23 protein-coding genes are annotated in these 25,854 nt (G+C 74.7%); 8 read left to right on the forward strand and 15 right to left on the reverse strand.

The genetic code is table 11. The features are described from left to right. Positions 1-203 precede the first annotated feature (203 nt). Complete coding sequence (locus ACFVU3_RS25070) at positions 204-575, reverse strand: hypothetical protein (RefSeq protein WP_390069470.1); 372 nt, start codon at positions 573-575, stop codon at positions 204-206. A 134-nt stretch (positions 576-709) separates the two neighbouring features. Between ACFVU3_RS25070 and ACFVU3_RS25075 the strand changes: the two genes are divergently transcribed. After that, a complete protein-coding gene (locus tag ACFVU3_RS25075; RefSeq protein ID WP_390069473.1) occupies positions 710-2,128 on the forward strand; it encodes a hypothetical protein in 1,419 nt (472 codons plus the stop codon). A gap of 108 nt (positions 2,129-2,236) precedes the next feature. On the opposite strand, the gene ACFVU3_RS25080 is transcribed toward ACFVU3_RS25075, so the two are convergent. Beyond that, positions 2,237-2,671 carry a winged helix-turn-helix transcriptional regulator gene (locus ACFVU3_RS25080; protein WP_390069475.1) on the reverse strand — a complete coding sequence of 145 codons (435 nt, stop codon included), beginning with the start codon at positions 2,669-2,671 and terminating at the stop codon, positions 2,237-2,239. Between the two features lie 215 nt (positions 2,672-2,886). On the opposite strand from ACFVU3_RS25080, the gene ACFVU3_RS25085 reads away from it, so the two are divergent. Next, the gene (locus ACFVU3_RS25085; RefSeq protein ID WP_390069530.1) at positions 2,887-4,317 is read left to right on the forward strand and encodes an MFS transporter; all 1,431 of its coding nucleotides are present in this window, start codon (positions 2,887-2,889) and stop codon (positions 4,315-4,317) included. 293 nt (positions 4,318-4,610) lie between these two features. Here the strand turns inward: ACFVU3_RS25085 and ACFVU3_RS25090 are convergent, their stop codons facing one another. The 4 genes from ACFVU3_RS25090 to ACFVU3_RS25105 all read right to left on the reverse strand — a co-directional run bounded on the left by ACFVU3_RS25090 (position 4,611) and on the right by ACFVU3_RS25105 (position 9,888). Further along, positions 4,611-5,834: an FG-GAP-like repeat-containing protein gene (locus ACFVU3_RS25090; protein ID WP_390069478.1), complete on the reverse strand. Its 1,224-nt coding sequence runs from the start codon at positions 5,832-5,834 to the stop codon at positions 4,611-4,613. 120 nt (positions 5,835-5,954) lie between these two features. Continuing rightward, entirely contained in the window at positions 5,955-7,250 is a 1,296-nt protein-coding gene (locus ACFVU3_RS25095) for an FG-GAP-like repeat-containing protein (RefSeq protein WP_390069479.1), read from the reverse strand. 180 nt (positions 7,251-7,430) lie between these two features. Further along, a complete protein-coding gene (locus ACFVU3_RS25100; RefSeq protein ID WP_390069480.1) occupies positions 7,431-8,432 on the reverse strand; it encodes an alpha/beta fold hydrolase in 1,002 nt (333 codons plus the stop codon). Positions 8,433-9,198: 766 nt separating this feature from the next. Continuing rightward, positions 9,199-9,888, reverse strand: a complete 690-nt coding sequence (locus ACFVU3_RS25105) for a metal-dependent transcriptional regulator (RefSeq protein ID WP_390069482.1) — start codon at positions 9,886-9,888, stop codon at positions 9,199-9,201. Between the two features lie 184 nt (positions 9,889-10,072). Here ACFVU3_RS25105 and ACFVU3_RS25110 point away from each other — a divergent pair, with 184 nt between their 5' ends. Further along, positions 10,073-10,873 (forward strand): SIS domain-containing protein, encoded by an 801-nt coding sequence (locus tag ACFVU3_RS25110; protein ID WP_390069532.1) that lies wholly within the window; start codon positions 10,073-10,075, stop codon positions 10,871-10,873. Positions 10,874-10,936: 63 nt separating this feature from the next. Here ACFVU3_RS25110 and ACFVU3_RS25115 read toward each other — a convergent pair whose 3' ends face one another. The 3 genes from ACFVU3_RS25115 to ACFVU3_RS25125 all read right to left on the reverse strand — a co-directional run bounded on the left by ACFVU3_RS25115 (position 10,937) and on the right by ACFVU3_RS25125 (position 14,365). After that, positions 10,937-12,265, reverse strand: coding sequence for a PAS domain-containing protein (locus tag ACFVU3_RS25115; RefSeq protein ID WP_390069484.1), 1,329 nt, complete (start codon positions 12,263-12,265; stop codon positions 10,937-10,939). A 116-nt stretch (positions 12,266-12,381) separates the two neighbouring features. After that, complete coding sequence (locus ACFVU3_RS25120; protein WP_390069485.1) at positions 12,382-13,044, reverse strand: response regulator; 663 nt, start codon at positions 13,042-13,044, stop codon at positions 12,382-12,384. A 79-nt stretch (positions 13,045-13,123) separates the two neighbouring features. After that, entirely contained in the window at positions 13,124-14,365 is a 1,242-nt protein-coding gene (locus tag ACFVU3_RS25125) for a sensor histidine kinase (RefSeq protein WP_390069487.1), read from the reverse strand. A gap of 106 nt (positions 14,366-14,471) precedes the next feature. Here ACFVU3_RS25125 and ACFVU3_RS25130 point away from each other — a divergent pair, with 106 nt between their 5' ends. Both ACFVU3_RS25130 and ACFVU3_RS25135 read left to right on the forward strand, forming a co-directional pair. Next, entirely contained in the window at positions 14,472-15,410 is a 939-nt protein-coding gene (locus ACFVU3_RS25130) for an ABC transporter ATP-binding protein (protein ID WP_390069489.1), read from the forward strand. A 2-nt stretch (positions 15,411-15,412) separates the two neighbouring features. Then, entirely contained in the window at positions 15,413-16,198 is a 786-nt protein-coding gene (locus ACFVU3_RS25135; protein ID WP_390069490.1) for an ABC transporter permease, read from the forward strand. Positions 16,199-16,502: 304 nt separating this feature from the next. Here the strand turns inward: ACFVU3_RS25135 and pdxH are convergent, their stop codons facing one another. Next, positions 16,503-17,129, reverse strand: a complete 627-nt coding sequence (gene pdxH, locus ACFVU3_RS25140) for a pyridoxamine 5'-phosphate oxidase (RefSeq protein ID WP_390069534.1) — start codon at positions 17,127-17,129, stop codon at positions 16,503-16,505. Positions 17,130-17,353: 224 nt separating this feature from the next. Between pdxH and ACFVU3_RS25145 the strand changes: the two genes are divergently transcribed. Further along, positions 17,354-18,463, forward strand: coding sequence for a citrate synthase 2 (locus ACFVU3_RS25145; RefSeq protein ID WP_390069492.1), 1,110 nt, complete (start codon positions 17,354-17,356; stop codon positions 18,461-18,463). Here the strand turns inward: ACFVU3_RS25145 and ACFVU3_RS25150 are convergent. Further along, on the reverse strand, positions 18,453-19,517 hold the full coding sequence (locus tag ACFVU3_RS25150; protein ID WP_390069494.1) for an isopenicillin N synthase family dioxygenase: 1,065 nt from the start codon (positions 19,515-19,517) through the stop codon (positions 18,453-18,455). The genes ACFVU3_RS25145 and ACFVU3_RS25150 overlap by 11 nt on opposite strands. 365 nt (positions 19,518-19,882) lie before the next feature. On the opposite strand from ACFVU3_RS25150, the gene ACFVU3_RS25155 reads away from it, so the two are divergent. Both ACFVU3_RS25155 and ACFVU3_RS25160 read left to right on the forward strand, forming a co-directional pair. Next, entirely contained in the window at positions 19,883-20,926 is a 1,044-nt protein-coding gene (locus tag ACFVU3_RS25155) for a M4 family metallopeptidase (protein WP_390069496.1), read from the forward strand. A 42-nt stretch (positions 20,927-20,968) separates the two neighbouring features. Next, on the forward strand, positions 20,969-21,934 hold the full coding sequence (locus ACFVU3_RS25160; RefSeq protein WP_390069536.1) for a threonine/serine dehydratase: 966 nt from the start codon (positions 20,969-20,971) through the stop codon (positions 21,932-21,934). 34 nt (positions 21,935-21,968) lie between these two features. On the opposite strand, the gene ACFVU3_RS25165 is transcribed toward ACFVU3_RS25160, so the two are convergent. The 4 genes from ACFVU3_RS25165 to ACFVU3_RS25180 all read right to left on the reverse strand — a co-directional run bounded on the left by ACFVU3_RS25165 (position 21,969) and on the right by ACFVU3_RS25180 (position 25,753). Further along, positions 21,969-22,634, reverse strand: a complete 666-nt coding sequence (locus ACFVU3_RS25165) for a TetR/AcrR family transcriptional regulator (RefSeq protein WP_390069498.1) — start codon at positions 22,632-22,634, stop codon at positions 21,969-21,971. Next, positions 22,622-23,350 carry an enoyl-CoA hydratase family protein gene (locus ACFVU3_RS25170; protein WP_390069500.1) on the reverse strand — a complete coding sequence of 243 codons (729 nt, stop codon included), beginning with the start codon at positions 23,348-23,350 and terminating at the stop codon, positions 22,622-22,624. Before ACFVU3_RS25170 ends, ACFVU3_RS25165 begins: the two co-directional genes overlap by 13 nt. Positions 23,351-23,360: 10 nt before the next feature. Further along, a complete protein-coding gene (locus ACFVU3_RS25175; protein WP_390069501.1) occupies positions 23,361-24,935 on the reverse strand; it encodes a 4-coumarate--CoA ligase family protein in 1,575 nt (524 codons plus the stop codon). Positions 24,936-25,114: 179 nt separating this feature from the next. Beyond that, positions 25,115-25,753, reverse strand: a complete 639-nt coding sequence (locus tag ACFVU3_RS25180) for an excalibur calcium-binding domain-containing protein (protein ID WP_390069503.1) — start codon at positions 25,751-25,753, stop codon at positions 25,115-25,117. Between the last annotated feature and the right edge of the window lie 101 nt (positions 25,754-25,854).

Below are 25,854 nucleotides of genomic sequence, written 5' to 3' on the forward strand. Positions count from 1 at the left end.
TTCACGGCAGGCACGTCACGCGCCTGCCACCCCATGAGACCCACGAGCAACCGAAAGGTTGTGCGACCCCGTTGGTCTTTCCGCTGCTCCTTCCGCCGGACCCTCCGTGGACTCCTCAGCGAACCCCTCCGCGGGCCCCTCCCTGGGCCTTTCCGCCGGCCCCTCCGCCGGCCCTTCCGCCGGCCCTTCCGCGTCCGCCGCGTTCAGCGGAACTCGCGGGTGACGGTGATCGGTCCGACGATGTGGGCGTTGAACTCGTCCAGCTCCTCGGCGGGGACCCACAGCTCCAGGATCGTGCGGCCGCCGGCCTGCTGGACCGGGTAGCGGGCGAGGAAGGCGGAGTCGACCTCGAAGCGGGTGACGTATCCGACGCCGCTGTGCTTCACGTTCCAGTCGCGGGCGATGCGGATCGCGTAGTCCTCGTTCAGCACCGGGTAGAAGATCGGCTGGTCGGGCAGGCGGGGCGGCCAGGCACGCCAGTCCCGCTCGCGGACGAGGGCGAGCTCCTCGGGGCCGGTGGGGCGCCAGAGGGTCGTCGTCGGGCGCGGCGGGGACGGGGGGCGGGTGCTGGTCATGGCGGGGACCGTATCCGGCCGGAATCCCCGGCGACCACGGGTTTTCCACAGGCCGTCGTCCACAGGGGTGTCGGGGGCGGGGGGTGGGGGACATGATGCTGGCGAGGGGTACGGACGACGACGGGGAGGTTCGCGTGGGGTTCTTCGGGCGACGGGGGCGGAAGGGCGCCGGGGCGGCGCCGGCGGGCGGGGCGCCGGGCGGGCGGGCCGTGGAGGCCCCGGAAGCGGTCGTGCGGATGACGGCCGAGGAGGCCGAGCGGCTGACCCGGCTGACGCAGGAGGCGTACGAGCAGGGCGTCGGTCACCAGGTGCTGCCGAGCAGGGCCGGGGCGGCGCTCGACGCGTTCGACCGGTCGGCGCGCCATCTGGACGAGCTGTGCCGGGCGACGCCGGACGAACCGCGGCTGTGGCACATGCGGGGTGCGCTGCTGTACGCGCGGGCCTCGACGCGGCTCGCGCTCGGGCAGACCGAGGAGGCGGTGGCGGACCTGGGCGCGTGCGTGGACGCGTACGGCAGAAGCGCGCTGCCGAACGCTCCGCTGCTGGCGGCGGACGCGCTGATACGACGGGCGCGGGCGTACGGGGAGGCGGGGCGCCCGCTGGCGGCGCTCACGGACGTGGACCGGGCGATCGGCGCCTACGTGGCGGCGGGGGCGTACGAGTCGCCGCATCCGCTGCTCCCGGACTTCGCGCGGGTGCTGGCGCTGGCGTCGGTGGTGCAGCTGAAGGTCGGGGACGTGGACCAGGCGCTGGCCTGCGCCCGGCAGTCGCTGGCCCGGTACAAGGACCTGACGCGGCAGCGGGGCGGGCTCGGCCGGGAGGAGGCCGGGTACATGGCGGACGCGGCCGGGGACACCGCCTCGCGCCTGGAGGCCGCGCGGGGCGACTGGGACGCGGCGCTCGGGGTGGACCTGGTGGTGCGGGAGACGGCGGAGGCGGGCGTCGGCGGGCTCGGGCGGGCGCTGGCCCGGGAGGGGCTGCACCTGCGGCTCTCCGGCCGGGTGCGGCAGGCCGCGCCGCTGCTGGCGCGCGCCGACGAACTGGAGCCGGGGGCGGTGGACCGGGAGGAGGAGGCGGCCGCGCTGCCGCTGCCGCCGTCGCTGGCGGACGCGCTCGCGGCGGGCGAGGAGCTGCTGCGGGAGCGGCGGGACGCGGCGCCGTCCCGGGGCGAACTGGCGGCGCTGCGGGAGGAGCTGACGGGGCACGAGTCGTACTCGTCGTCCGTGCGGGTGCGGATGGGCTCCGCGTTCGCGCCGAAGGCGGCCCTGCTGGTGCGGGCGGCGGATCTGCTGCTGCGGGAGGGCCGGGTCGCGGAGGCGTGGCGGATCGCGCTGGAGACCCATCTCGTCTGCGACTCGATCGTCCGCCGGGCGGGCGACGCGGCGCCGGACCTGCTGCCGGAGCTCGCCGGGCCGTGGGGGGACGCCCTGGAGGTGGCCTCCCGGGCGGCGGTCTCGGCGGGACGGGACTCGTTCGTGACGGACGTGGCGGCGGCCGCGGGACGGCTGCGCGCGATGCTCGCGGAGGCCCCGGACGCCCCGGGACCGGCATGACCGCCGGGACCGGCGGGCGGGTGCGCGCGTGGCGGCGAGCGGAGGGTGAGCCGCGAACAGACAGGTGCTGAGGGCGACCTGGGTGCGTCCGCACGCCCGCCGGGCGGCCTACGGGGTCAGCACCTCCTCCTGGCGGCGGTCGTAGGTCGCGCGCGCCTGGGCGATCTCCTGCTGATGGCTCTCGGTCCAGTCGACGAGGGCCTGGATGGTGGTGTGGAGGGTCGCGCCGAGCGGGGTGAGCGCGTACTCGACGCGGGGCGGGACGACAGGGTGGACGGTCCGGCGGACGAGGCCGTCCCGTTCGAGCTGGCGGAGGGTCACGGTCAGCATGCGCTGACTGATGCCCTCGATGCGGCGGCGGAGCTCGGAGAAGCGGAGCGACTGGCGCTCCAGGTGGGCGATGGTCAGCAGCGACCACTTGTCGGCGACGCGGTCGAGGATCTGGCGCACCTCGCACCCCTCGCGGGTGTCCCACTGAAGCACCTCGTACTCCTGCTCGGTTCCCGCGCAGTGACCAGGTGACTTGAAAGTGCGTTCTTCCATGCCTCCCCAGGCTGCCGGATGATTTCGGTGACGACAAGCGAGAACCGGCCTCCCTTTCCGTGACTTGCCGTCAGTCTCTGTGTCCCGGCGTGGACTTCAAGGGAACTCCACGCGTGCGGACCGGGATCGCGGGCCGTCCCCGCATCTCCATTCCTTCGCCGACAAGGGGCTTCGCCATGTCCGCATCACCATCCCGTCCGGGCAGCACCGACCGCATGAGCGGGCGCGCGTGGGGCGTGCTCCTCGTGCTGTGCGGCGCGATCTTCCTCGAAGGCATCGACGTCGCCATGCTCAACGTGGCGCTGCCGTCGATCCGTGAGGACCTGGACCTGTCCACCGGCACGCTCCAGTGGGTGATGAGCGCCTATGTGCTCGGCTACGGCGGCTTCATGCTGCTCGGCGGCCGGGCCGCCGACCTCTTCGGACGCCGGCGGATGTTCGTCCTCTGGCTCGTGGTCTTCCTGCTCTTCTCCGGTCTCGGCGGCTTCGCCACCGAGGGCTGGACGCTGATCGTCGCCCGGTTCGTGACCGGTGTGGCGGCGGCCTTCATGACCCCGGCGGGCCTGTCGATCATCACCACGAGCTTCGAGGAGGGCCCGCAGCGCAACAAGGCCCTGCTCGTCTACTCCGGCACCGCGGCGGGCGGCTTCTCCGTCGGCCTGGTCGTCGGCGGTCTGCTGGCCGCGATCGACTGGCGCTGGGTGTTCTTCGCGCCCGTCGTCCTCTCCCTGCTCATCCTCGTCGCCGCGGTCTCCCTGATCCCGCCGTCGCCGCGGCCCGACCGGAAGGGCCAGGGCGTCGACCTGGCGGGCGCGCTCAGCGTCACCGCCGCCATCCTGCTGCTCGTCTTCGGCGTCGAGCGCGCCGCACACGTCTCCGCCGCCTGGACCGCCGGCACGATCGGTGCCTCCCTCGCCCTCTTCGCCGTCTTCGCCGCCGTCGAGCGCCGCTCCGCCTCGCCCCTGGTCCGCCTGGGCATCTTCCGCAGCGGCGGCCTCGTCCGGGCCAACCTGGCGGGCATGCTCTTCGCCGCGGGCTTCTTCGGCTTCCAGTTCATCGCCGTGCTCTACCTCCAGGAGCTGCGCGGCTGGTCGACCCTCCAGACGAGCTTCGCCCTGATCGTCATCGGCGTGGACGCGGTCCTCTCGCCGACCCTGACCCCCCGGCTGGTGGCCCGCTTCGGCAACGCCCGGGTCATCTTCGGCGGGCTGGTCCTGGCCTCCCTCGCGTACGCGCTCTTCCTGCCGATCGGCGCGGACTGGACCTACCTGGCGATGCTCCCCAGCCTGTTCCTGCTCGGCCTGGCCTTCTCCCTCGCGTACGGCCCGCTGACCATCGTCGCGACCGAGGGGATCGCGGAGGAGGAGCAGGGCGTGGCCGGCGGCCTGCTCTACACGTCCTTCCAGTTCGGGGCGGCGCTCGGCCTGTCCGCCGTGACCGCGGTGGGCGTCGCGGCCACCGACGGCACCTCCCCCGCGGAGCTGCTCGACGGCCACCGGGCCGCCCTCGTCGTCCCGCTGGCGGCCGCCCTGATCGCCGCCGCCGTCAGCGCCTTCGGCCTGCGCGGCAGATCCGGCGCGGCCGGCCCGGAACCCGCCGCCGCGGGCTCCGCCGACACTCCGGCACCGGCCGGGGCGGTCCGGTAGCACCCCGAGGTCCGGTGGCGCACCGATCCCCGACCCCCGACCCCCGATCCCCGGAAGACGCCCGTCCTCCCGGACCACCGCCGCTCCCGCCCACCTGGCCCGGACGACCCCGGGTACCACCTCCTGCGGATCGACCCCTGGCGGGTGCAGGTGGTCCGCGGCGCGGACCTCCGCAGCCGGATCTGGACCGACGAGCGGTTCCGGGAGCCCGGCGGCGTCCGTCCGCCGCGGGCCTGAGCAGACGTACGGGCCTCCACCCCCGGCCGGGGTGGAGGCCCGTACACGGGTCGTGCCTAGAACGCGCCGTTCAGGCCGAACCAGGTGTCGGTCTCCGGGAAGCCGGGCTCGAAGCCGTTCGTGGCACGGCCGAGGTACTCGATCTTGACGCCGGCACCCTGGAAGACGTTGGACGAGTAGCCGCCGCCGCTGATCGCGACCAGGTCGTTGTGGCCGTCGCCGGTGTAGTCGCCGACCGCGAGGAACGAGGCCATCGCGTTCCAGCCGCTGCCGATGAGGGCGCGGGAACCGAGGGCGCCGGGCTTGCCCGGGTACAGCCACAGCTTGCCGGTGGACGCCTCGCGGGCGAGGAGGTCGGCCTTGCCGTCCTTGTTCATGTCGCCGAAGCCGATGAGGGCGTTCATGCCGTTCCAGCCGCCCGTGCCGAGCAGCTGACGGGCGCCGAGCTTGCCGGTGGTCGTCCCCGGGTACAGCCACAGCTTGCCCGTGGACTTCTCCACGGCGAGGAGGTCGGAGCGGTTGTCGCCGGTCAGGTCGCCGAAGGCGGTGAGCCGGTCCATGGCGTTCCAGCCGCCCGTGCCGACGAGGACCCGGCTGCCGAGCGAGCCGCTGCCGGTGCCCGGGTACAGGTACAGCCTGCCGGTGGACGCCTCGCGGGCGATCACGTCCTCCTTGGCGTCGCCGGTGAAGTCGCCGTGCCGGGTGAGGGCGTTCATCGCGTTCCAGCCGCCGGTGCCGACCAGCTTGCCGCTGCCGTCGCCGGGAAGGAACCAGAGGCGGCCGGCCTTGTCGCGGACGAGGACGTCCGCGACCTTGTCGGCGTTCAGGTCGCCGAAGGCGGGGGCCTTGGCCTGCGCGTTCGCGGGCCACTCCGGGTAGGCGTCGAGGCCGGTGCACTCGCGCTCGGTGGCGACGAGCCGGAGCGAGCTGACGGAGGTGCTGCCCGCGCCGCCCCACTCGGTGCCGGACGGGTTCGGGTCGATCTGCCAGACGTCGCCGCCGTAGCCGTGGTTGGGGTCGTCGTGGAGGCAGGCGAACTTGTTGGTGCGGTTGGAGACCGCGCGGAACTGGTTGTCCCAGGTGCCGAGGGTGGCGGCGCTCGCGTTGGTCTTGTACATGGTGCCGGTGGCGTCGTTCGTCTTCCAGGCACAGAAGTAGCCCGACGGGCAGTCGGCCGGTGCCGCCTGGGCGGGGGCCGCGCCCGCGCCGAGGATGCCGAACGTGGTGAGGCCGAGTGCCGCGGCCGCGGTGGCCAGGCGTCGGCGCAGGGGTGTGCGCATGCGATTCCTCCGATGTGCGGCGCGGAGCCGGGTTCCTCCGCTCGACGCGCCGAGGCTGGGAAATGTACCCCGCCGGGTGGCGGGGTACGTCGCCGGGGCGCCCCTCGGAGGCGGGCGGGGTCAGAAGACGGCGCTCATGTCCTGCCAGCCGTGGTCCTGTCCGTCCCAGTAACCGCTGTGGAAGGTGCCGGTGCCCTTGCCCATGTAGAGCATCAGGCAGCCCTCGTAGGAGCACGCGTCGCCCCTGAAGCGGTTGTTGGTGAGCGCGGCGAAGTCGTTGAGGCCGTCGAGGCCGTGGTCGCCGACCGCGACCAGCGCGGACATCGTGTTCCAGCCGCCGCCGAGGAGGGCGCGGGAGCCGAGGGCGCCGGCCTTGCCCGGGTACAGCCACAGCTGTCCGGTGGCGGGCTGCCGGGCGACGAGGTCGGCCCGGCCGTCGCCGGTGACGTCGCCGGTGGCGGTCAGGGCGTCCATGGAGGTCCAGCCGCCCGTGCCGATGAGCTTGCGCGCGCCGAGGGCGCCGGTGCCCGTGCCCGGGTACAGCCACAGCTTGCCCGTGGACTTCTCGGCGGCGAGGAGGTCGGAGCGGTTGTCGCCGGTCAGGTCGCCGAAGGCGGTGATGCGGGTCATGGCGTTCCAGCCGCCCGTGCCGATGAGCTTGCGGGTGCCGAACGCGCCGGTGCCCGTGCCCGGGTACAGCCACAGCTTGCCGGTGGACGCCTCGCGGGCGATCGCGTCCTCCTTGGCGTCGCCGGTGAAGTCGCCGTGCCGGGTGAGGGCGTTCATCGCGTTCCAGCCGCCGCCGACGAGCTTGCCGGTGCCGTCGCCGGGGAGGAACCAGAGGCGGCCGGCCCGGTCGCGGGCGAGGAGGTCCGCCTCCTGGTCGCCGTTCAGGTTGGCGAAGGCGGAGCGCGCGCCGGGCTTCGGCTCCGCGTTCCAGGAGGTGTACGCGGGGCCGTGGCACTCGCGCTGGGTGAGGACGAACCTGAGCGAGCTGATCGAGCCCACGCCCATGCCGCCCCAGCCGGCGCCCGAGGGGTCGGGGGCCTTGTCGCCGACGCTCCAGTACGACGCCATGTAGCCGGGCTCGTCGTAGCCGCACACCCACTGGGTCGTGCGGTTGGAGACGGCCTCGATCTTGCCGTCCCAGGCGCCGAGCGACGCCATGCTCTTGTTCGTCTTGAACATCTCGCCGCCGGCGTACCCCGTCTTCCAGCCGCAGAAGTAGCCCCTGGGGCAGTCCTCGGGGGCCGCCTGGGCGGGTGCGGCGGTGGTGACGGCGCCGGTGAGCGCGGCGAGCACGGCGAGACCGAGCGCGGCGGGCCTGGTGGTACGCGCCGTGGCGCCGGCCTTGTTCGCGGCCCGGCCATCGGGCCGGACCACCGGGCGGCGGCGCAGCCTGGACAGCAGTGACATGTGGTTCCCCTCCGGTACCGACGCGGAGCCGAACCCTCCGGGGGTTCCCCTTCTCGACGCGTCGCGTGAGGGAAGGTACCGCGCGCGGGTCGCGGGACGGACGGGGGGTCGGTCGAAGCGGGGCGCGCGACGGCCGGCCCCCGGGAGGGGCCGGCCGGGAGCCTCCGGAGAGGGCGGCCGTCACGTTCGGGGGGTCAGGACGCCCGTCAGGAAGGGGTCCACGGCCTCCGCCCAGGCTTCCGGGTGGGTGTAGTGGAGGAGGTGGCCGGCGTCGGGGATCTCGGCGTAGGCGCCGTGCGGGAGGACGCGGACCATCTCCTGGGCCTCGGCGCGGCCCAGTTCGCCGTCGAGGCCGCGGACGACGAGGGTGGGGCAGCGGACCTGGGCGAGGGAGTCCCAGTGGGCGTCGTGGACCCAGGTCTCGCGGGAGGTCAGCATCTGGGCGGGGTCGAAGACGGGGTGCCAGCCGTCCGGCCGCTCGGCCATCACCTCGGCGAAGAACGCGCCGCGCGCCGGGTTCGGCGTCTCCACCCACGGGTCGTCCGCGCCGAACCAGCGGTGCACCGCGTCCAGCGACGGGAAGGGCGCCGGCCAGCCCCGGAACCAGTCCTGCCAGGCGCGCTGCGAGGCCGCGCCGAGCGCGGAGGCCCGCATGTCGCAGATGACCAGGGCGCGGACCAGGTCCGGGCGCTCCGCGGCCAGCTGCCAGGCCGTCAGCGCGCCCATGGAGTGGCCGACGAGGGTCACGGGGCCGAGGCCGAGCCGCTCGACGACGGCCGCCGCGTCCGCCACGTACGCCTCGCGGGTGAAGGGGCCCCCGGGCGGCTTCTCGCTCGCGCCGTGGCCGCGCTGGTCGAGCGCGATGGTGCGGTGCCCGCCGGCGAGGAGGCCGGCGGCGGGGGCCCAGTGGGCCGCGTGGCCCATCAGGCCGTGGAGCAGTAAGACCGGGGCGGCCTCCGCGGCACCGTCCGGCGCGGGCGGTGCCGGCGGGCCGGCCGGCCGGGCGCGCTCCCCCGTGGCGGTGGGCTGGCGGGCGATGCTCACGGCGGGGTGCGCCGGTGCCGGGCGCGCGGGCGTGCGGGCCTCGGTCCCGGCCCTCGTGCGGGCCTCGCCCTCGGCCGTGAACTCCCAGGCCGCCAGCCGGATGCCGTCGGCTCCGGTGACGTCGAGTCGTCGCGCCATGATCTGGCACCCCCTCTCTCCCGTCGAACCCCGCCAGACTATCGAACCCACATTCGAAAATGCTCCTCTGCCACGCAACACCCCTCGTTCGAGTGACGGGGCTCAAGGATTGGCGCGCGTGGCCGAGGGGAGATCTTCAACGGGAGGCGGACCGCTCGGGGAAAACGGTCCGAGGGGACCGACCTTGAGAGCTCGGGGCTCCAGGTCGGAACAGGGGAGGACAGGCCCCGGCGCCGCGAGGCGCCGGGGCCCTCTGCCGTCCGGGACCCCGCACCCGCGACCGTCCGGGACCCCGCGCCGGCGACCGTCCGGGACACCTCGCCCGCGACCGTCCGGGACCAGCCGGACAACGCCGCCGGGACGTGCGGCAGTCGGCGTACGGCCCCTGTCGGTCGCATGGCCCCACCCTTCCGCGCATCACGCAGCGCACGCAGCTCGTTCCAGCGTGGCACGCCGAGGGCACGCGCGGGGCCATTCCGGCGTAAACGGGGCGCACGGCGGATCCGTCGCCCGTCCGTGGCCCATCCGTCACCGGCGGCCCCACAGCCGTTCCGGCGCGCCGGCGGTCGACACCCTCGTGCGCAGTCCCCACGTGCTCTCCCAGGGCGACCACTCCGCGATCCTGAGGGACGGTCACACCTGTGACGGGCCCGGACACGCGGAACGGGGCCGGGGGCGCCCTCGCGCCCCCGGCCCCGCCGACGTCCCACGGCACTCCGCACCGCGGCGCCACGCCCCTCGGACGTGCCCCGCGGTGCCCGCGCCGTCAGCGCTTCGCGACGAACACGTGCGCCGCGACCTCCGCGTCCAGCTCCGCCGCCTCGCCGCTGCTGCCGACGAGCACGCCGCCCGCCGACTCCGACACCGACACGACCGAGCCGGGCTGCACGCCCGCCCGCCGGAGCGTGTACATGAGCTGGGCGTCCGTCTGGATCGGCTCGCCGATGCGGCGCACGACCACCGTCTTGCCCCCGGCGGCGTCCAGGTCCGCCAGCGACACCATCGAGTCGTCGAGGAAGGACTCGGCCTCGGCCTTCTCGCCCAGCTCCTCCAGGCCCGGGATCGGGTTGCCGTACGGCGACTCGGTCGGGTGACGCAGCAGCTCCAGCACGCGGCGCTCCACGGCCTCGCTCATCACGTGCTCCCAGCGGCACGCCTCCGCGTGGACCTGCTCCCACTCCAGGCCGATCACGTCGACGAGCAGGCACTCGGCGAGCCGGTGCTTGCGCATCACGCGGGTCGCCAGGCGGCGGCCCTCCTCGGTCAGCTCCAGGTGGCGGTCGCTCGCCACGGCGACCAGGCCGTCCCGCTCCATGCGGGCGACCGTCTGGCTCACCGTCGGGCCGCTCTGGTCGAGCCGCTCGGCGATCCGGGCGCGCATCGGGACCACACCTTCCTCTTCCAGCTCCAGGATGGTGCGGAGATACATCTCCGTGGTGTCGATCAGTCCGGACATTCGTGCCCCTCGATGAGTCGTGCGCTGGCCCTGCACCAATTCTTGCGCATCCGGCCGACAAGCGGGCGGCCCCCGCCCCGGAGCGGGAGAAGTGGGGACACGGAGGCGGCGGAGGCAGTATTGACAGAGCAATGGTCCAGACCGCACCGTGATCGGCGACCTCGACGACAAGGAGCTTCCTCACATGGGCGAGTACGCGGGCGGAAACACCGGGGACGCAGCCGCGGGCGCGGCGGAGAGCAAGCTGGCGGGACGGTTCTTCGACGCGGCGATCGGCCTCCTCCAGCAGGTCCGCGACGAGGACGCGGCCGAGATCGCCGCCGCGGGAGCCGCCGTCGCCGAGGCCGTGGCCCGCGGCAACCGCCTCTTCGCCTTCGGCGCCGGGCACTCCTCGCTCCCGGCCCAGGACGTCGTCTACCGGGCCGGCGGCCTCGCGCTGATGAACCTGCTCGTCGTCCCCGGGGTCGTCGGCGTCGACGTCATGCCGGCGACGCTCGGCTCCGCGCTGGAGCGCGTCGACGGGCTCGCCGGAGCCGTCCTGGACTCCTCCCCCGCCGCCGCGGGCGACGTCCTCTTCATCATCTCCCTCTCCGGCCGCAACGCCCTGCCCGTCGAGATGGCCATGAACGCGCGCGCGCTCGGCCTCACCGTCATCGGCGTCACCTCGGTGGCGTACGGCACGGAGACGAAGTCGCGGCACGTCTCGGGGACGTACCTCAAGGACCACTGCGACATCGTCCTCGACTCGAAGATCGCGGTCGGCGACGCGGAGCTCACCCACGAGGGCATCGAGGCGCCGTTCGCCCCCGCCTCCACCGTCGTCACCAGCGCCCTGATGCAGGCCACCATGGCCGCCGCCGCCGAGGAGCTGGTCCGGCGCGGGATCGAGCCGCCGCTGCTGCGCTCCGGGAACGTCGACGGCGGCCACGAGTGGAACGGCCGCGTGATGACCGAGTACGCGGACCGGATCTTCTACCGCCACTGACGGCCCCCGCCCCTCACGCTCCTCACCCGTGAGCCACCGGACCCGTGCGGGACCGTCCGGCCGTCAGGGCAGCGGCGGTACGTCCAGTGCCGCCGCCACCCGGGCCGCGACCGTCTCCGCGTAGAGCGCGTCCTGCCGGTCGAACCCGCCCCGGGCGGCCGTCCGCAGGAAGGTGAGGACGCCGACCGTACGGCCCCGGGACCGCAGGGCCGTGCACAGCGCGTGCGCCGTGTCCGCCGGCCAGTGGCGGTCCGCCGCCCACGCCGCCGCGTCCCGGCCCGCGCTCACCCGCACCGACCCCGCCCGGTCCCACGCCTGGAGGGCGGGGTGCTCGGGGCCGTACCGCTGCGGGAAGCCGCCGCCGAGGCCGCGCTCGTCCGGGGCGCCCGCCGGGGACGCCACCGCGCGGGTCAGCCGGCGGTCGCCCGCGACCCGGTCCACCAGGCCGTGGTCGGCGAAGCCGGCCAGCGCGAAGTCCAGCAGCACCGCCACCGCCTCCGCCGGATCCGCGTACTCGGCCGCCGCCGCGCCCGCCCGGTGCAACTGGCTCCAGCGGAACCGGGTCCGGTCCGCCTCCCGCGCCGCGAGCCGCTCCTCCGTCACGTCCTGGAACAGCCACGCCACCCCCAGCAGCACCGGCTCCTCCGTCATCGGCGACGCCAGCCGCACGAACCCGCTGCGCCAGCACCGCCGCCGCCGCTCCCCCGCCCCCGAGGCCGCCGCCGGCGTCACCCACAGGTCCGCGGGCGCCGGCGGGGCGCCCTCCGCCAGCACGTGCTGGAGCGCGCCCTCCAGCTCCTCCACGCCCTGGGCCACCACATCGCCGAGGGGGCTGCCCAGCAGGGTCGTACGGCCGGTGCCGAACGCCCGCGCCGCGTAGCCGTTGACGACCGCCGGCCGCAGGTCGGCGTCGATCAGCACGACCCCCCAGGGCGCGTCGTCGAAGAGCGCCTCGCTCAGCGCGATCGACCGCTCCAGGTCGATCTGCGCGTGCACCTCGCTGAAGGCGCAGTACACCCCGGCCGGCCGGCCGTCGGCGCCCCGCACCCCCGCCGACTGGCTGCGCACCAGCACCCGGCCGCCGTCCTTGCGGAGCAGCGCCAGCTCGTGCACCTGCCGTCCCGGCGTCCGCATCGCCCCCATCAGCCGGGCGAGCGTCCCCTCCGCGTCGGCACTGCGCGCCGCCCAGCCGTCGAACCCGCGCCGCCCGACGGCCTCCGCCGCCGGCCAGCCGAGGATCCGCTCGGCCTCGCGGTTCCAGTGCGTCACCGTCCCGCCCGCGTCCAGCGCGCAGAGCGCCGCGTCCATCCCGTCGAGCAGCGCGGCCAGCAGATCGCCGCCCGCCCCCGGCACGGAAGCGGTGTCCCGCGCGGACCCCGTGAAGGCACTCACCTGGTACTCCCCCCGGTAACCCCCTGATGCAGGCCATTCAACTGGAACGTGACCCAGAACACACCGGGTTCGGCGAAACGGATTCCCCCCGGGGCGACGTCGTGACGGTGCCGGGGCTACGTCGGCGAGACGAAGCCCGATTCGTAGGCGGCGATGACCGCCTGGGTGCGGTCCCGGGCGCCGAGTTTGGCGAGGACGGCGCTCACGTGGGACTTGACCGTCTCCGTGCCGACCACGAGGCGGGCGGCGATCTCGGCGTTGGAGAGTCCGCGGGCCATGAGGCGCAGGACGTCCTCCTCACGGTCCGTCAGGTTCGCCCGGGCCAGGGCCTCGTGGGCCTCGTTGGCGGGGCGGTCCTGGGCGTAGGAGGCGGCCATGTCGCGTACGGCCGCCGGGAAGAGGAGGGAGTCGCCCTCGGCCACCAGGCGGACCGCGTGGACGATCTCGGCGGGGCGGGCGCGCTTGAGGAGGAACCCGTCGGCGCCGGCGCGCAGGGCCCCGTAGACGTACTCGTCGTTCTCGAAGGTGGTCACCACGAGGATCTTCGGCGGGGCGTCGACCGTGCGGAGGACGGCCCGGGTGGCCTCGATGCCGTCCATGAGGGGCATCCGGACGTCCATCGCCACGACGTCGGGGCGGAGGCTGCGCACGAGCGGGATGACGGCGGCGCCGTCCGCGGCCTCGCCCACCACCTCGATGTCGGGCTGGGCCTCCAGGACGGCGCGCAGGCCGGCCCGGACGAGGGGTTCGTCGTCGACGAGGAGGACCTTGATCACCATCCGGACAGCCTAGGCCGTTTCCTCCGGACCGTGCCGGGCCCGGTCCGGGAGCTCCCGGGCGGCCCCCGCTCCGGACCGGTCAGCGCAGGGGGAGGACCACGGCCACGCGCCACGCGCCGTCCGTCACACCCGCCTTCGCCTCGCCGCCGAGGAGCGCGGCGCGTTCGCGGATGCCGCGCAAACCGCTGCCCGAGCCGGGGACGGCGGGGGGACGGCCGTCGGGCAGCGGGTTGGTGACCAGGAGGCGGAGGCGGGACGCGTCCGCCGTCACCCGGACGTCGACCGGGACCGGGCCCGCGTGGCGCAGGGCGTTGGTCAGGGCCTCCTGGAGCATGCGGTACGCCTCCCGGGAGACGGGGCCGGGGAGTTCCTCCACGGGGCCGGTGATCTCGGCGTCCACGCGCGCGCCCGAGGAGCGGGCCGAGTCGAGGAGCCTGCCCGCCTCGTCGAGACCGGGGCCCGCGCCGGACGGGCGGCGGGTGCCGGTCTCGCGGAGGAGCAGCAGGACGCGTTCGAGGTCCTCCAGGGCGGCCCGGCCGGTCTCCTCGATGGTGGCGAGCGCCCGGTCGGTGAACGCGGGGTCGCCGGCCGCCCGCGCGGCTCCCGCCTGCACCACGGCGAGGGTGAGCGCGTGGCCGAGGGAGTCGTGGAGTTCGCGGGCGATCCGGTTGCGTTCCAGGAGCCGTTCCGTGCGGTCCTCCAGGGCCGTCATGCGCTCCTTCACCGACGGGCCGAGGAGCCGGCGGGCGACCCGGGTCTCCAGCCGCCCGCCGGCGACGACCAGCGCCAGCAGGACCAGGAGGGGCAGCGGGGCCAGCGCCGTGGACGTCCCGGGCGGGGTCAGCGAGCCCACCACGGGTTCCTCCACCGACACCCCCGCAAGCACCAGCGCGACCTGGAGCAGCCAGATCGACAGCAGCCAGGCCGCGAGCCCGGCCTCCATGCGGAAGACCAGCCACAGGGCCGTCCTGCCGCGGTCGGTCCAGGACGCCGACGGGGTCGCCGAGATGCCGGTGGCGGCCCCGTCGGCGTCCTGTCCGCCCCGCACGCGCGCGTGCTTGCCGGGGAAGAGCATCAGCCGGGCCTGGAGGCCCTCGGCGCGGCGGGCCGAGGGGAGCAGGGCGACCGCGGCGACCAGCGGGACGGGGAGGGCCGCCGCGACCAGCCAGTCGAGGACGGTCGGGTCGGACAGGCCCGGGTAGATGAGCCCGCCCGCGAGCGGCACGATCGCGCCGATCAGCAGGTGCAGCCAGCGGGTGTACGTGACCGCGCGGACCAGGGGCCGTACGAGGGTCTGGAGGGACAGCAGCGGTGCGGGCATTCGGTGATCTTCTCAAGGGGCGGGCCGGCGGGGCTCCCCCGCGCGGGGGAGACGGTCCCCTCCGGCAGGGGATGGCCGGGGGCCGTCCGGCCGCGAGGCTTGAGCCATGACCAGCATCGACGTCAAGAACCTCACCAAGGAGTACGGCGGCAGGTCCGCGGCCCGGGCCGTGGACGGGCTGACGTTCCGTGTCGAGCCGGGGCGCGTCACCGGGTTCCTGGGCCCGAACGGGGCCGGGAAGTCCACCACCATGCGGCTCGTCCTCGGTCTCGACCGGCCGACCTCGGGCTCGGCCACCATCGGCGGCCGCCCGTACGCGACGCTCGACGAGCCGCTGCGCACGGTCGGCGCGCTCCTCGACGCGCAGGCCGCGCACCCGTCCCGGACGGGCCGCGACCACCTCCGATTCCTCGCCGCGAGCAACGGCCTGCCGGCCCGCCGGGTCGACGAGGTGCTGGCGGAGACGGGTCTGGAGGCGGCCGCCCGCCGCCGGATCCGCGGCTACTCGCTGGGCATGCGGCAGCGGCTCGGCATCGCCGGCGCGCTCCTGGGCGACCCGCGGGTGCTGATGCTGGACGAGCCGGCCAACGGCCTGGACCCGGAGGGCATCGTCTGGATCCGCGAACTGCTGCGCCGGCTGGCCGCCGAGGGCCGGACGGTCCTGGTCTCCAGCCATCTGATGAACGAGACGGCGACCTTCGCCGACCACCTGGTGGTGCTGGGCCGGGGCCGGCTCCTCGCGGACGTGCCGATGCGGGAGTTCATCGACGCCCACAGCCACGCGCGGGTGCGGGTGCGCACCGGCGATCCGGTGCGGCTGCGGGCCACGCTCCTCGCGAAGGGGTGGACGGTCGGGGCCGCCGCGGACGCGGACGGCCGGTGGGTGGTGGAGGGCGCCTCCGCCGAGGAGATCGGGGCGGTCACCGCCCGCGAGGGCATCCCGGTCTTCGAGCTCGCCGACGAGCGCGCCTCGCTGGAGCAGGCGTATCTGGCCCTCACCTCGGACGCCGCCGAGTTCACCGCCCGCACCCCTCAGGAGGTCTGATCGTGTCCGTCACCGCCGCACCCGCCGCCACCGCGCCCGCCGCCGTCCGCGCGGTCACCGTCCGGACGGTCCTCCGGTCCGAGTGGATCAAGGTCCGTTCGGTCCGGTCGAGCTTCGGCTCGCTGGTCGCCGTCCTCGTGGTCGCCCTCGGCATGAACCTGCTGCTGTACGTGAGCGTGGGCGGGCCCGAGCCGGACGGCAAGGGGGACCCGGTCTTCCGGGCCCTGTTCCACACGAACTTCGCCCAGGTCGCGGCCATCGCCTTCGGCGCGACCGCCGTCTCCTCCGAGTATCTGAACGGCGCCCTGCGGAACTCGCTCGCCGCCGTGCCGCACCGGGGTCTGCTCTACGCGGCGAAGGCGGCGGTCGTGGGCGGCGCCGCGCTGGCGGTGGGCCTGGTGGCGTCGTTCGCGGCGTTCTTCGCGGGCCAGGCGTTCGCCGGGAAGCACGCGATCGGCATCGGGGAGCCGGGGGCCCTGCGCGGCTGCTTCGGGGCCGGGATCTACCTCGCCCTGATGGCGCTGCTCGCCTTCGGCCTCACGTTCCTGCTGCGCAGCGCGGTCGGCTCGCTGAGCATCCTGGTCCCGGCCCTGCTGATGCTGCCGTTCGTCATCGGGGACATGTCGGCCGGTCTCGCCGACTACCTGCCGGACCGGGCCGGCGGCGCGGTCCTGTACCAGACGCCGGTGGGCGGCCTGGGGCCCTGGACCGGGCTCGGCGTGGCCGCCCTGTGGTCGGCGGCGGCGCTGCTCGCGGGCTGGTGGGCGATGCGGCGCCGGGACGCCTGAGGCCGGGCGGAAGGGACGCGGATAAATCGCTTGTGGCCCTCCCGAGGGGTTCGTAGGGTGGGGCCACACGCGAAAGGAGGTGATCCGAAAACATGGTTTCTTTTCGGACTCGTGAGGTGACTGCGGGCTAAGGCCTGCCGTCGCACGATGTGCACCTCGGCAGGCCAGCTGCCGAAACCCAAGCAGTCACCCGACCCGTGGGCCGCCGGTAAGTCCGGCCGGCTCCCGTCCGAACCTAGGCGGACGGGACCAAAGGCCCACGGGTCGTCTGCGTTCCCGGGGCCCTCCGGTCCGCCGGGCACGCCTACGGCGCCAGGCGCTCCACCCGCCAGCCCTCGCCCTCGCGGACGTACCGCAGCCGGTCGTGGAGGCGGTTCTCGTGGCCCTGCCAGAACTCGACCGTCTCCGGGACCACCCGGAAGCCGCCCCACTGCGGGGGCACCGGCACCTGCCCGGAGTCCGGGTGGCGGGCGGCCAGTTCCTCGTAGCGGGCCAGCAGCTCCTCCCGCGAGGCGATGACGGAGGACTGCTCGCTGGCCCAGGCGCCCAGCTGGGAGCCGTGCGGGCGGGTGCGGAAGTAGGCGGCGGTCTCGTCGCGTCCGGTGCGGGCGGCGCGGCCGGTGACGATGACCTGGCGGGCCAGCGGGTGCCAGGGGAAGAGCAGCGCGACGTGCGGGTTGGCGGCCAGTTCGGTGCCCTTGCGGGAGCCGTAGTTGGTGAAGAAGACGAAGCCGGCGTCGTCGTAGTGCTTGAGCAGGACCGTGCGGGACGACGGGCGTCCGTCGGGGGTCGCGGTGGAGACGATCATCGCGTTGGGCTCGTGGATCGCCGGGCTGGCGGCGGTCTCCTTGAACCAGGACCCGAACTGCTGCATCGGATCGGGTGCGAGGTCGGCCGCGGTCAGTTCCTTGGTGCGGTACTGCTCGCGCATGGCGGCGGGGTCCAGGGCGTCGGTCACGGGGCCATCCTGCCGCAGCACCCCAGTCTGCCCGCCATGGCGGGGCGCCAATCCTTCGTCGCCGGTTCGGCGCAGTGTGCCGGATGTCACGCTTCCCCGCATCATCGGAACCGTACAGACTCAACGGCTGGATGACTGTTCAGTCCCACCAGCGACCGCCGTTAGGTTGATCGATCATCGATAGAAGGAGCCGCCTGATGTCCGACTTCGTACCGGGCCTCGAAGGAGTCGTCGCGTTCGAGACCGAGATCGCCGAACCCGACAAGGAAGGCGGCGCGCTCCGCTACCGCGGGGTCGACATCGAGGACCTCGTGGGCCACGTCTCCTTCGGGAACGTGTGGGGTCTGCTCGTCGACGGCGCCTTCAACCCCGGCCTCCCGGCCGCCGAGCCCTTCCCGATCCCGGTCCACTCCGGCGACATCCGGGTCGACGTGCAGTCCGCGCTCGCCATGCTCGCGCCGGTCTGGGGCCTCAAGCCGCTCCTCGACATCTCCGCCGAGCAGGCCCGCGACGACCTCGCCCGCGCCGCCGTCATGGCCCTCTCCTACGTCGCCCAGTCGGCGCGCGGCCAGGGGCTGCCGATGGTGCCGCAGAGCGAGATCGACAAGGCCGAGTCGGTCGTCGAGCGGTTCATGATCCGCTGGCGCGGCGAGCCGGACCCGAAGCACGTCAAGGCCGTCGACGCCTACTGGACCTCGGCCGCCGAGCACGGCATGAACGCCTCCACCTTCACCGCCCGCGTCATCGCCTCCACCGGCGCCGACGTGGCCGCCTCGCTCTCCGGTGCCGTGGGCGCCATGTCCGGCCCGCTGCACGGCGGCGCGCCCTCCCGTGTCCTGGGCATGATCGAGGAGATCGAGCGGACCGGCGACGCCGTCGCCTACGTGAAGCAGGCCCTCGACAAGGGCGAGCGTCTGATGGGCTTCGGCCACCGCGTCTACCGCGCCGAGGACCCGCGCGCCCGTGTGCTCCGCCGGACGGCGAAGGAGCTGGACGCCCCGCGGTACGAGGTGGCCGCCGCACTGGAGAAGGCCGCCCTGGAGGAGCTGCACAGCCGCCGCCCCGACCGCGTCCTCGCGACGAACGTCGAGTTCTGGGCGGCGATCGTGCTGGACTTCGCCGAGGTCCCGGCGCACATGTTCACGTCGATGTTCACCTGTGCCCGCACGGCCGGCTGGTCGGCGCACATCCTGGAGCAGAAGCGCACCGGCCGCCTCGTGCGCCCGTCGGCGCGGTACACGGGCCCGGGGCAGCGGGACCCGCGCGCGATCGAGGGCTACGCCGACATCGCGGACATCAGCGGCTGACCAGCGGGCCGCTCTCCGGGTGCAGCAGGAGGTCCGCGTGGTGGCGGGCCGCGACCAGCGGGTGCGCGCGGAGCTTCCCCTTCAGGGCGTTGCGGCCGTACTCGGCGAACAGCGGGTTCGCCGGGTCGGCCGTGACACCGGGGGCCGTGGAGGCGTACGGGAAGTCCAGCGGGGCGATCCGGGCGTCGAGCCGCGGGTTGTAGAAGAACGGGACGGAGTACCGCTCCGTCGCGCCGGGCGGGGAGACCACCCGGTGGTTGGTGGCGAGCAGATAGCCGTTCGTGGCGACCTCCAGAAGCTCGCCGAGGTTGACGACGAAGGCGCCGGGCAGCGGCGGCACGTCGTGGAAGTTCCCGTCCTCGCGCTGCACCTGGAGCCCGCCCACCTGGTCCTGGAGGAGCAGGGTGAGGAAGCCGTAGTCCTTGTGGGCGCCCACGCCCTGGTCGTCACCCTCGCCGCTGCTGCCGGGGTAGCGGACCAGCTTGAGCTGCGGGTGGGCGCGGGGACCGAAGATGTCGTCGTAGAAGTCCGGGGCCGCGCCGATGGAGGCGAGCAGCTCGTGGAGCAGCCGCTCGGCGACGCCGCTCAGCCGGTCGATCCAGTGCAGGGCGGCGGTGCGCAGCTCCGGGAGCGCCTCGGGCCACTGGTTGGGGCCCTCCAGCCACCAGTACGGGGGCTCCCAGGGGGCGGGGGCGCGGGCGGGCAGCTCGGCGCCGATGTCGAGCTGGTCGCGCCAGTCGCGGGCGCCCCGGGTGCGCTCGTCGCCGACCCGGGTGTAGCCGCGGAAGTGCGGTGAGTTGAGGTTGTCGACGGCGCGCCGGTCGGCCTCGGGGAGGGCGAAGAAGGCGCGCATGGCGTCGGTGAGGGCCCGGGTCTCGGCCTCGGTCACGCCGTGCCCGACGAGCTGGAAGAAGCCGACGTCGTGGGCGGCGGAGTGCAGCTGGGCGTGGAGCAGCCGGCGCGCCTCGGGTCCGCGGCCGGCGGCCGAGAGGTCGACGATCGGGAGCTGCGAGGCGTACGAGACGGAGGGGGCGGTGGTGGCGCTGAGGCTCATGGGTGCGTCCGCGGGGTGTACGGGTCCCGGGGCGGCCGCCGGGGTGGGGCGGGGGCCGCGGGTGCCGGTCGACGGGGGTCGGTGAAGGGACCCTGCGGGGCGTACGGGTGGTGGCCCCTGGGGTCAGGCGGCGCGGCGACAGCTCATGCTCGTGACGCGGACGAAGTCCACGTGGCGGCGGCGTACGAGCAGAGGCATGCGACCAGCGTACTGCGGACGGCGCGGATCGCCTGTGGCCCGCGTCACAGCGGATCGCGGGGGCCGGGGTCTGGCCGCCGGGGCGGCCGGTACGCGAAGATCGCCGCCTCGCATGTCACGCGCATGCCAATCATCTCGTCGCCGCACCCTCGCGCAGGAGGATGTCCATGACCGCCCGCCGCACCCCCCGCCGCCTCCTGGCCGCCACCGTCGTCACCCTCGCCGCCGCCTCCCTCACCCCCGCGGCCACGGCCGGCGCCGCCGCCCCGGCCCCCGCGCCCCAGGGCCGGGTCTTCATGGTCAACCCCGTCCAGGCCACCGGCGACCAGAACCTCGCCGACCACAAGGACGCCGCGAGCGACGTCCCCGCCTCCGCCTACGCCCTCGCCACCCTCCGCAACCTCGACGGCAGCGGCGCCCTCTCCGGCAGGTGGGTCACCGTCCGCTCCGAGACCGGCAACCCCGCGAAGCTCGCCCAGGCCGCCTCGTACGACCGCTCCGACGACGAGTTCGAGCAGGTCATGGCGTACTTCTGGATCAACGAGGGCCAGGAGTACCTCCAGAGCCTCGGCTTCGGCACCGAACTCCCCGGCGCCAACGACCGCGTCCAGCCGGTCCGGCTCAACCAGTGGGGCGCCGACAACTCCTACTTCACCGACAAGAAGGCCGAGATCCGCTTCGGCAAGGGCGGTGTGGACGACGCCGAGGACGCCGAGGTGATCCTCCACGAGTACGGCCACGCCGTGCACCACGCCCAGGTCCCCGGCTTCGGCACCTCCACCGAGGCCGGCTCGATCGGCGAGGCGTTCGGCGACTACCTCGCCGTCGCCGTCGGCAACCACGCGATCCGGAAGTACGGCTGGCCGATGAAGGCCGAGGAGGCGTGCGTCGCCGACTGGGACGCCACCGGCTACAGCGCCGCCCCGCACTGCCTGCGCCGCCTCGACGGCACCAAGACCTACGCCGACCGCGAGGGCGAGGTCCACGCCGACGGCGAGATCTGGTCCCGCGCCCTCTTCGACATCCGCCAGGCCCTCGGCGCCCGCACCGCCGACCGGATCATCGTCAACGCCCAGTTCGGCTTCGCGCCCGGCACGAGCTTCGAGGCCGCCGCCCGCACGACCGTCGAGACGGCCGGGCGCATGTACGGGCCCACCGCGGCCGCGGCCGTGCGGGACGCCTTCCGGGCCCGGGAGATCCCCGGCGTCTGATCTGTCCGCCGGGGGGAGGCGTACGGCACAGTGGACGGCGTGCTGATCACCGTCGCGGACGTCGAAGCCGCAGCCGAACGCCTCACCGGACACGTCCTCAGGACCCCGACGCTCCCCAGCCCGGGACTGACCGCGCTGCTCGGCGCCGACGTCACCCTCAAGCTGGAGCTCCTCCAGCGCACCGGCTCGTTCAAGGCGCGCGGGGCCGCCGCCAAGCTGCTCGCCCTCGGCCCCGCCGAACGGGCCGCGGGCGTCGTCGCCGTCAGCGGCGGCAACCACGGCATCGGGCTCGCCGTCATGGCCGGCGCGCTCGGCGTCCGCGCCACCGTCGTCATGCCCCGGTCCGCGCCCGCCCGCGCGGTCGCCCGCGCCGAGGCCGCCGGCGCCGAGGTCCTCCTCGCCGACACCATGAAGGGCGCCTTCGCCCTCATGGAGGAGCTGTGCGACGGGGGCCTCACCCTCGTCCACCCCTTCGACGACCCGCTCGTCGTCGCCGCCCAGGGCACCGTCGGCCTGGAGCTCGCCGAGGACGCCGGGGAGCTCACCGACGTCCTGGTCAGCATCGGCGGCGGCGCCCTCGTCTCCGGCGTCGCCACCGCCCTGCGCGCCCGCCGCCCCGGCGTCCGGATCTGGGGCGTGGAGACCGACGGCGCGCACGCCATGTCGGCCGCGCTCGCCGCGGGCGGCCCCGTGCCGGTCGAGCTCTCCTCGGTCGTCAGCACGCTGAGCGCCCCCGCCGTCTCCCCGCTCACCTACGCGCACGTCACCGCGCTGGTCGAGGACGTCGTCACGGTCACCGACGCGGAGGCCGTCCGCGGCACCCTCGACCTCGCCGAGCACGCCAAGGTCTGGGCCGAGCCCGCCGCCGGCTGCCTCCTCCCGGCCGCCCGGAAGGTCCTCGGCCGCGTCGGCCCCGGCGCCCGCCTCGGCCTGGTCGTCTGCGGCGGCAACGCCACCACGGCCGACGTCACCGCCTGGGCGGAGCGCTTCGGGGTGCTGTCGTCCTAGGCCGTCCGGAAGGCAGCGTCGTCCGCCCTCCGGCCTAGGCCAGCGCCTCGTCGATCAGGCGGGCCCACTGGGCGACCACGCGGTCGCGGCGGGCCGTGTCGTCGGTGAGGAGGGTGGCCAGGCCCAGGCCGCGGGCCATGTCCAGGAGGCCCTGGACGGTCTCCCGGACACCGGGACGGGACTCGTCGGCACCCAGCAGCTCGACCGCGATGCGGTGCGACTCCCGGCCGACCCGGGCCTCCAGCTCGGTCACCCGGTCGCGGAGCTGCTCCTCGTTCGAGGCCGCCACCCACAGCTGGAGGGCGGCCCGGAACAGCGGACCGGTGAAGAGGCCGACGAGCGCGGCGACGGTCTGCGCCCGGTCGTCGGTGGGCAGCGCCCGCAGCGCCTGCGAGCGCTCCTCGGCGACGTACTCGACCGCCGCCGTGAACAGGTCCTCACGCGTCGGGAAGTGGTGCTGGGCGGCGCCCCGCGACACCCCCGCGCGCTCGGCGACCACGGCCACCGTGGACCCCGCCCACCCATAGGCGGCGAGACAGGCCACGGCGGCCTCCAGGAGCCGCTGCCGGGTGGCCCGGCTCCGGTCCTGCTTCGGGCTCCGGTCGGAGGCGGAGGGCCGGTCGGAAGGGCTCCGGTCGGAGGCGGAGGGCCGGTCGGACGGCGCAGGTCCGTCCTGCCGGTGCGCGGTCACAGCCGCCATTCGGGGTCCCGTCGTTCGAGGAAGGCCGTCATGCCCTCGCGCGCCTCGGCGGAGGCGAAGAGCGTGGCCGATCTCTGCACGAGCTCCTCCGCGTCGCGCTCGAAGGTCTCCAGGACTCTAGCGGTGAGCAGCCGCTTCGACTCGCGCAGCCCCTGCGGCGAGCCCGCCCGCAGACCGTCGAGGATCGCGCCGAGCTGGTCGTCGCCGGCCGTGACGAGGCCCATCGCCCGGGCCTCGGGGACGCCGAACCGCTCGCCCGTCAGGTAGTGGCGGGCCGCCGCCCTCGGCTCCAGCCGCGGCAGCAGGGTCAGCGAGATCACCGCCGGCGCCACCCCGATCCGTACCTCGGTGAGCGCGAAGTCCGCCCCCTCCCCCGCCACCACCACGTCGCAGGCGCCCAGCAGCCCGAGGCCGCCCGCGCGGGCCCGGCCGCCGGCCGTGACGTGCCCGACGACCGGCTTCGGCAGCTCCACGACCTGCCGGAGCAGGTCGACGAAGGCGTACGGGCTCGGCGGCGCCTTCAGGTCCGCGCCCGCGCTGAACGTGGAGCCGGTGTGCGTGAGCACGACGGCCCGCACGCCCGGGTCCTTCCCGGCCGCCGCCAGCGCCTCGCCGAGTTCGGCGACGAGCGCCGCCGACAGGGCGTTGCGGGTGTCCGGTGAGTCGAGGGCCAGGGTGGTGATCCCCCGCTCCTCGGTGACGGCGACCAGGGTCATGTGCGGTTCCTCAGCTCTCTCGCAGCTCGCGGCGCAGGATCTTTCCGGAGGCGGCCCGGGGCACCGCGTCGATGAACTCGACGGCCCGGACCTTCTTGTACGGGGAGACGCGGGCGGCCACATGGGCCATGACCTCCTCGGCGGTCAGCCCGGGCGCGGCGGGCTGCCGCACCACGAACGCCTTCGGGATCTCCGTCCCGTCGGCGTCCGTCACCCCGATGACGGCGGCGTCGGCGACGCCGTCGTGGGTGAGGAGGAGGGCTTCCAGTTCGGCCGGGGCGACCTGGAAGCCCTTGTACTTGATGAGCTCCTTCACCCGGTCCACGACGTACAGCCAGCCGTCGTCGTCGACCCGGCCGATGTCGCCGGTGTGCACCCAGCCGTCCGCGTCGATCATCTCGGCGGTGGCGTCCGGCCGCCCCAGGTACCCCTTCATCACCTGCGGGCCCCGGATGGCGATCTCGCCCGTCTCCCCCGGCGCCGCGTCCTTCGCCGGGTCGTCCAGGGAGAGGATCCGCAGCTCGGTGGCGGGCAGCAGCTTGCCGACGGTGCCGGGCGGCGGGTTCTCGGCCGAGAGCGGGGTGACGTGGGTGCCGGGCGAGAGTTCGGTCATCCCGTACGCCTGCCGCACCGGCGGCAGTCCGAGCCGGGCCGAGCACGCCTCCGCGAGCGCCGCGTCGAGCGGGGCGGCGGCGGAGACGATGTACTCCAGCGAGGACAGGTCGTAGTCGGCGACGGCCGGGTGCTTGGCGAGCGCGAGCACGATCGGCGGGGCCACGTACAGGCCGTTGATGCGGTGCTTCTGGATCGCGCCGAGGAAGGTGTCCAGCTCGAAGCGCGGGAGGACGACGACGGTGGCGCCCTGGCGGAGCGGCGCGTTCATGAGGGCGGTGAGCCCGTAGATGTGGAAGAAGGGCAGGACGGCCAGGATCCGGTCGCCCGGCCCCATCGGGATGAACGGCTCCAGCTGCGCCAGGTTGGTGGCGATGGAGGCGTGGGTGAGCATCACGCCCTTGGGGACGCCGGTGGTGCCGGAGGAGTACGGGAGGGCGGCGACGTCCTCGGCGGGGTCGACGGCGATCTCCGGTTCGGGCGCCGTGGAGCCGAGGAACGCCTGGAGCGAGCGGACGCCCCCGTCCTCGGGCGCCGCGTCGCAGACGAAGATCTCCTCGACGCCGCCCGCGAGTTCGGCGGCGGCCCGGGCGGCCGGCAGCAGCGGCGAGACGGTGACGATCCAGCGTGCCGCCGAGTCCCGCAGCTGCTTGGCGAACTCCTCGGGCGTGGCGAGCGGGTGGACGGTGGTGACGGAGGCGCCGGCGCGGGTGGCGGCGTAGAACGCGACGGGGAACAGCACGGTGTTGGGGCTGTGCAGGGCGAGCACGTCCCCCTTGCGCACCCCGGCCTCCGCGAGCCCGGCGGCGATCCGCCGGTGGAAGGCGTCCACCTGCGCGTACGAGAGGGACAGCTCCCCGGCCCCGTCGACCAGCGCGGGCGCGTCCCCGTGGGCCGCGGCGCCGCCGAGGACGGCGTCGTGGATGGGGAGGGACAGGGTGGAAACCGGCTCGTACTCGCTGTGGAACACCATGCGTGGCCCCCTGGAGAGGTGGAAGGTGGTCGCCAGGATCGCTCGTGCGGGTACCGCTTGGGGAGACCCTGTCAGCCACCTGTAAAACAAGCAAGCGTGCCTGCATGGTTTACCGGGCCGAGGGCCGCCCTCGGCGCCGCCGGCGCGTGCGCGCCGGCGGGTCGGCCGCGAGCGGGCGGTCACTCGCAGGCGATGCCGTCGCCGTCCCGGTCCAGGTGGCTGCCGTAGCCGGGGTCGCCGGCGCGGATGGGGTCGGCACCGGCCGCGCGGACGGCGGTGCAGTTGGCGTAGTAGACCTCCGGCTCGGGCTCGGCGGTCTCCGCCGGCCGCGTCGTCTGGGCCGGCTTCGGCTTCACCGGCTTCGGGGTGGTGGGGGCCGGCTCCGGGGCCCGGGTGGTGGGCGCCTGGGTGGTCGGCTCGGGGGCCTCCGTGGCCGGGGCCCCGGTGGTCTGCTCCGGCGTGGGCGTCGGGGCCTCCGTCGTGGGCGCCTCGGTCGTCGGCTCCGGGGTCCGGGTGGCGGGGGGCTCCGTCGTCGGCTCGGGCGTCACCGGCGCCGACGACGTCACGGCAGGCTTCGGGTCCTCGCCCGTCCCCTTCTTCTTCTCCGGTTCGCTGACCAGGAACAGCACGAACCAGAGCGCGGACAGCACCGTCGCCACGATCTTCGTGCGGGTCGTCCACCGGCCGAGCCACGCCAGGGCTATGCCCACCGGCGGGAACACGACGAGCAGCACGATGATCAGAGCGGGGTGCTGCCACCACCGGCGCGGGGGCTGCCACGCCGGGGCGGGCTGGTAGGGGTTCGTCTGCGGGTGCACGCGCGGCTCCAGAGGCGTGAAGGGGACGACGGCACCGGGCGGAGTGCCGTGGCCGTGGATCGTACACAGGACCTTCACAACCGGGGGCCGTATCCGAGGAT

The sequence above is a fragment of the Streptomyces sp. NPDC058052 genome, from assembly GCF_042885515.1.
Classification (GTDB): domain Bacteria; phylum Actinomycetota; class Actinomycetes; order Streptomycetales; family Streptomycetaceae; genus Streptomyces.

Excerpts from the sequence above, each read along its gene's own strand:
- ACFVU3_RS25090 (WP_390069478.1), bottom strand. The coding sequence starts at position 5,834 with ATGCGCACACCCCTGCGCCGACGCCTGGCCACCGCGGCCGCGGCACTC.
- ACFVU3_RS25070 (WP_390069470.1), bottom strand. The coding sequence starts at position 575 with ATGACCAGCACCCGCCCCCCGTCCCCGCCGCGCCCGACGACGACCCTC.
- ACFVU3_RS25145 (WP_390069492.1), top strand. The coding sequence starts at position 17,354 with ATGTCCGACTTCGTACCGGGCCTCGAAGGAGTCGTCGCGTTCGAGACC.
- ACFVU3_RS25105 (WP_390069482.1), bottom strand. The coding sequence starts at position 9,888 with ATGTCCGGACTGATCGACACCACGGAGATGTATCTCCGCACCATCCTG.
- ACFVU3_RS25130 (WP_390069489.1), top strand. The coding sequence starts at position 14,472 with ATGACCAGCATCGACGTCAAGAACCTCACCAAGGAGTACGGCGGCAGG.
- ACFVU3_RS25080 (WP_390069475.1), bottom strand. The coding sequence starts at position 2,671 with ATGGAAGAACGCACTTTCAAGTCACCTGGTCACTGCGCGGGAACCGAG.
- ACFVU3_RS25085 (WP_390069530.1), top strand. The coding sequence starts at position 2,887 with ATGAGCGGGCGCGCGTGGGGCGTGCTCCTCGTGCTGTGCGGCGCGATC.
- ACFVU3_RS25095 (WP_390069479.1), bottom strand. The coding sequence starts at position 7,250 with ATGTCACTGCTGTCCAGGCTGCGCCGCCGCCCGGTGGTCCGGCCCGAT.
- ACFVU3_RS25120 (WP_390069485.1), bottom strand. The coding sequence starts at position 13,044 with ATGGTGATCAAGGTCCTCCTCGTCGACGACGAACCCCTCGTCCGGGCC.
- ACFVU3_RS25150 (WP_390069494.1), bottom strand. The coding sequence starts at position 19,517 with ATGAGCCTCAGCGCCACCACCGCCCCCTCCGTCTCGTACGCCTCGCAG.
- pdxH (WP_390069534.1), bottom strand. The coding sequence starts at position 17,129 with ATGCGCGAGCAGTACCGCACCAAGGAACTGACCGCGGCCGACCTCGCA.
- ACFVU3_RS25170 (WP_390069500.1), bottom strand. The coding sequence starts at position 23,350 with ATGACCCTGGTCGCCGTCACCGAGGAGCGGGGGATCACCACCCTGGCC.
- ACFVU3_RS25155 (WP_390069496.1), top strand. The coding sequence starts at position 19,883 with ATGACCGCCCGCCGCACCCCCCGCCGCCTCCTGGCCGCCACCGTCGTC.
- ACFVU3_RS25100 (WP_390069480.1), bottom strand. The coding sequence starts at position 8,432 with ATGGCGCGACGACTCGACGTCACCGGAGCCGACGGCATCCGGCTGGCG.
- ACFVU3_RS25165 (WP_390069498.1), bottom strand. The coding sequence starts at position 22,634 with ATGGCGGCTGTGACCGCGCACCGGCAGGACGGACCTGCGCCGTCCGAC.
- ACFVU3_RS25125 (WP_390069487.1), bottom strand. The coding sequence starts at position 14,365 with ATGCCCGCACCGCTGCTGTCCCTCCAGACCCTCGTACGGCCCCTGGTC.
- ACFVU3_RS25110 (WP_390069532.1), top strand. The coding sequence starts at position 10,073 with ATGGGCGAGTACGCGGGCGGAAACACCGGGGACGCAGCCGCGGGCGCG.
- ACFVU3_RS25175 (WP_390069501.1), bottom strand. The coding sequence starts at position 24,935 with ATGGTGTTCCACAGCGAGTACGAGCCGGTTTCCACCCTGTCCCTCCCC.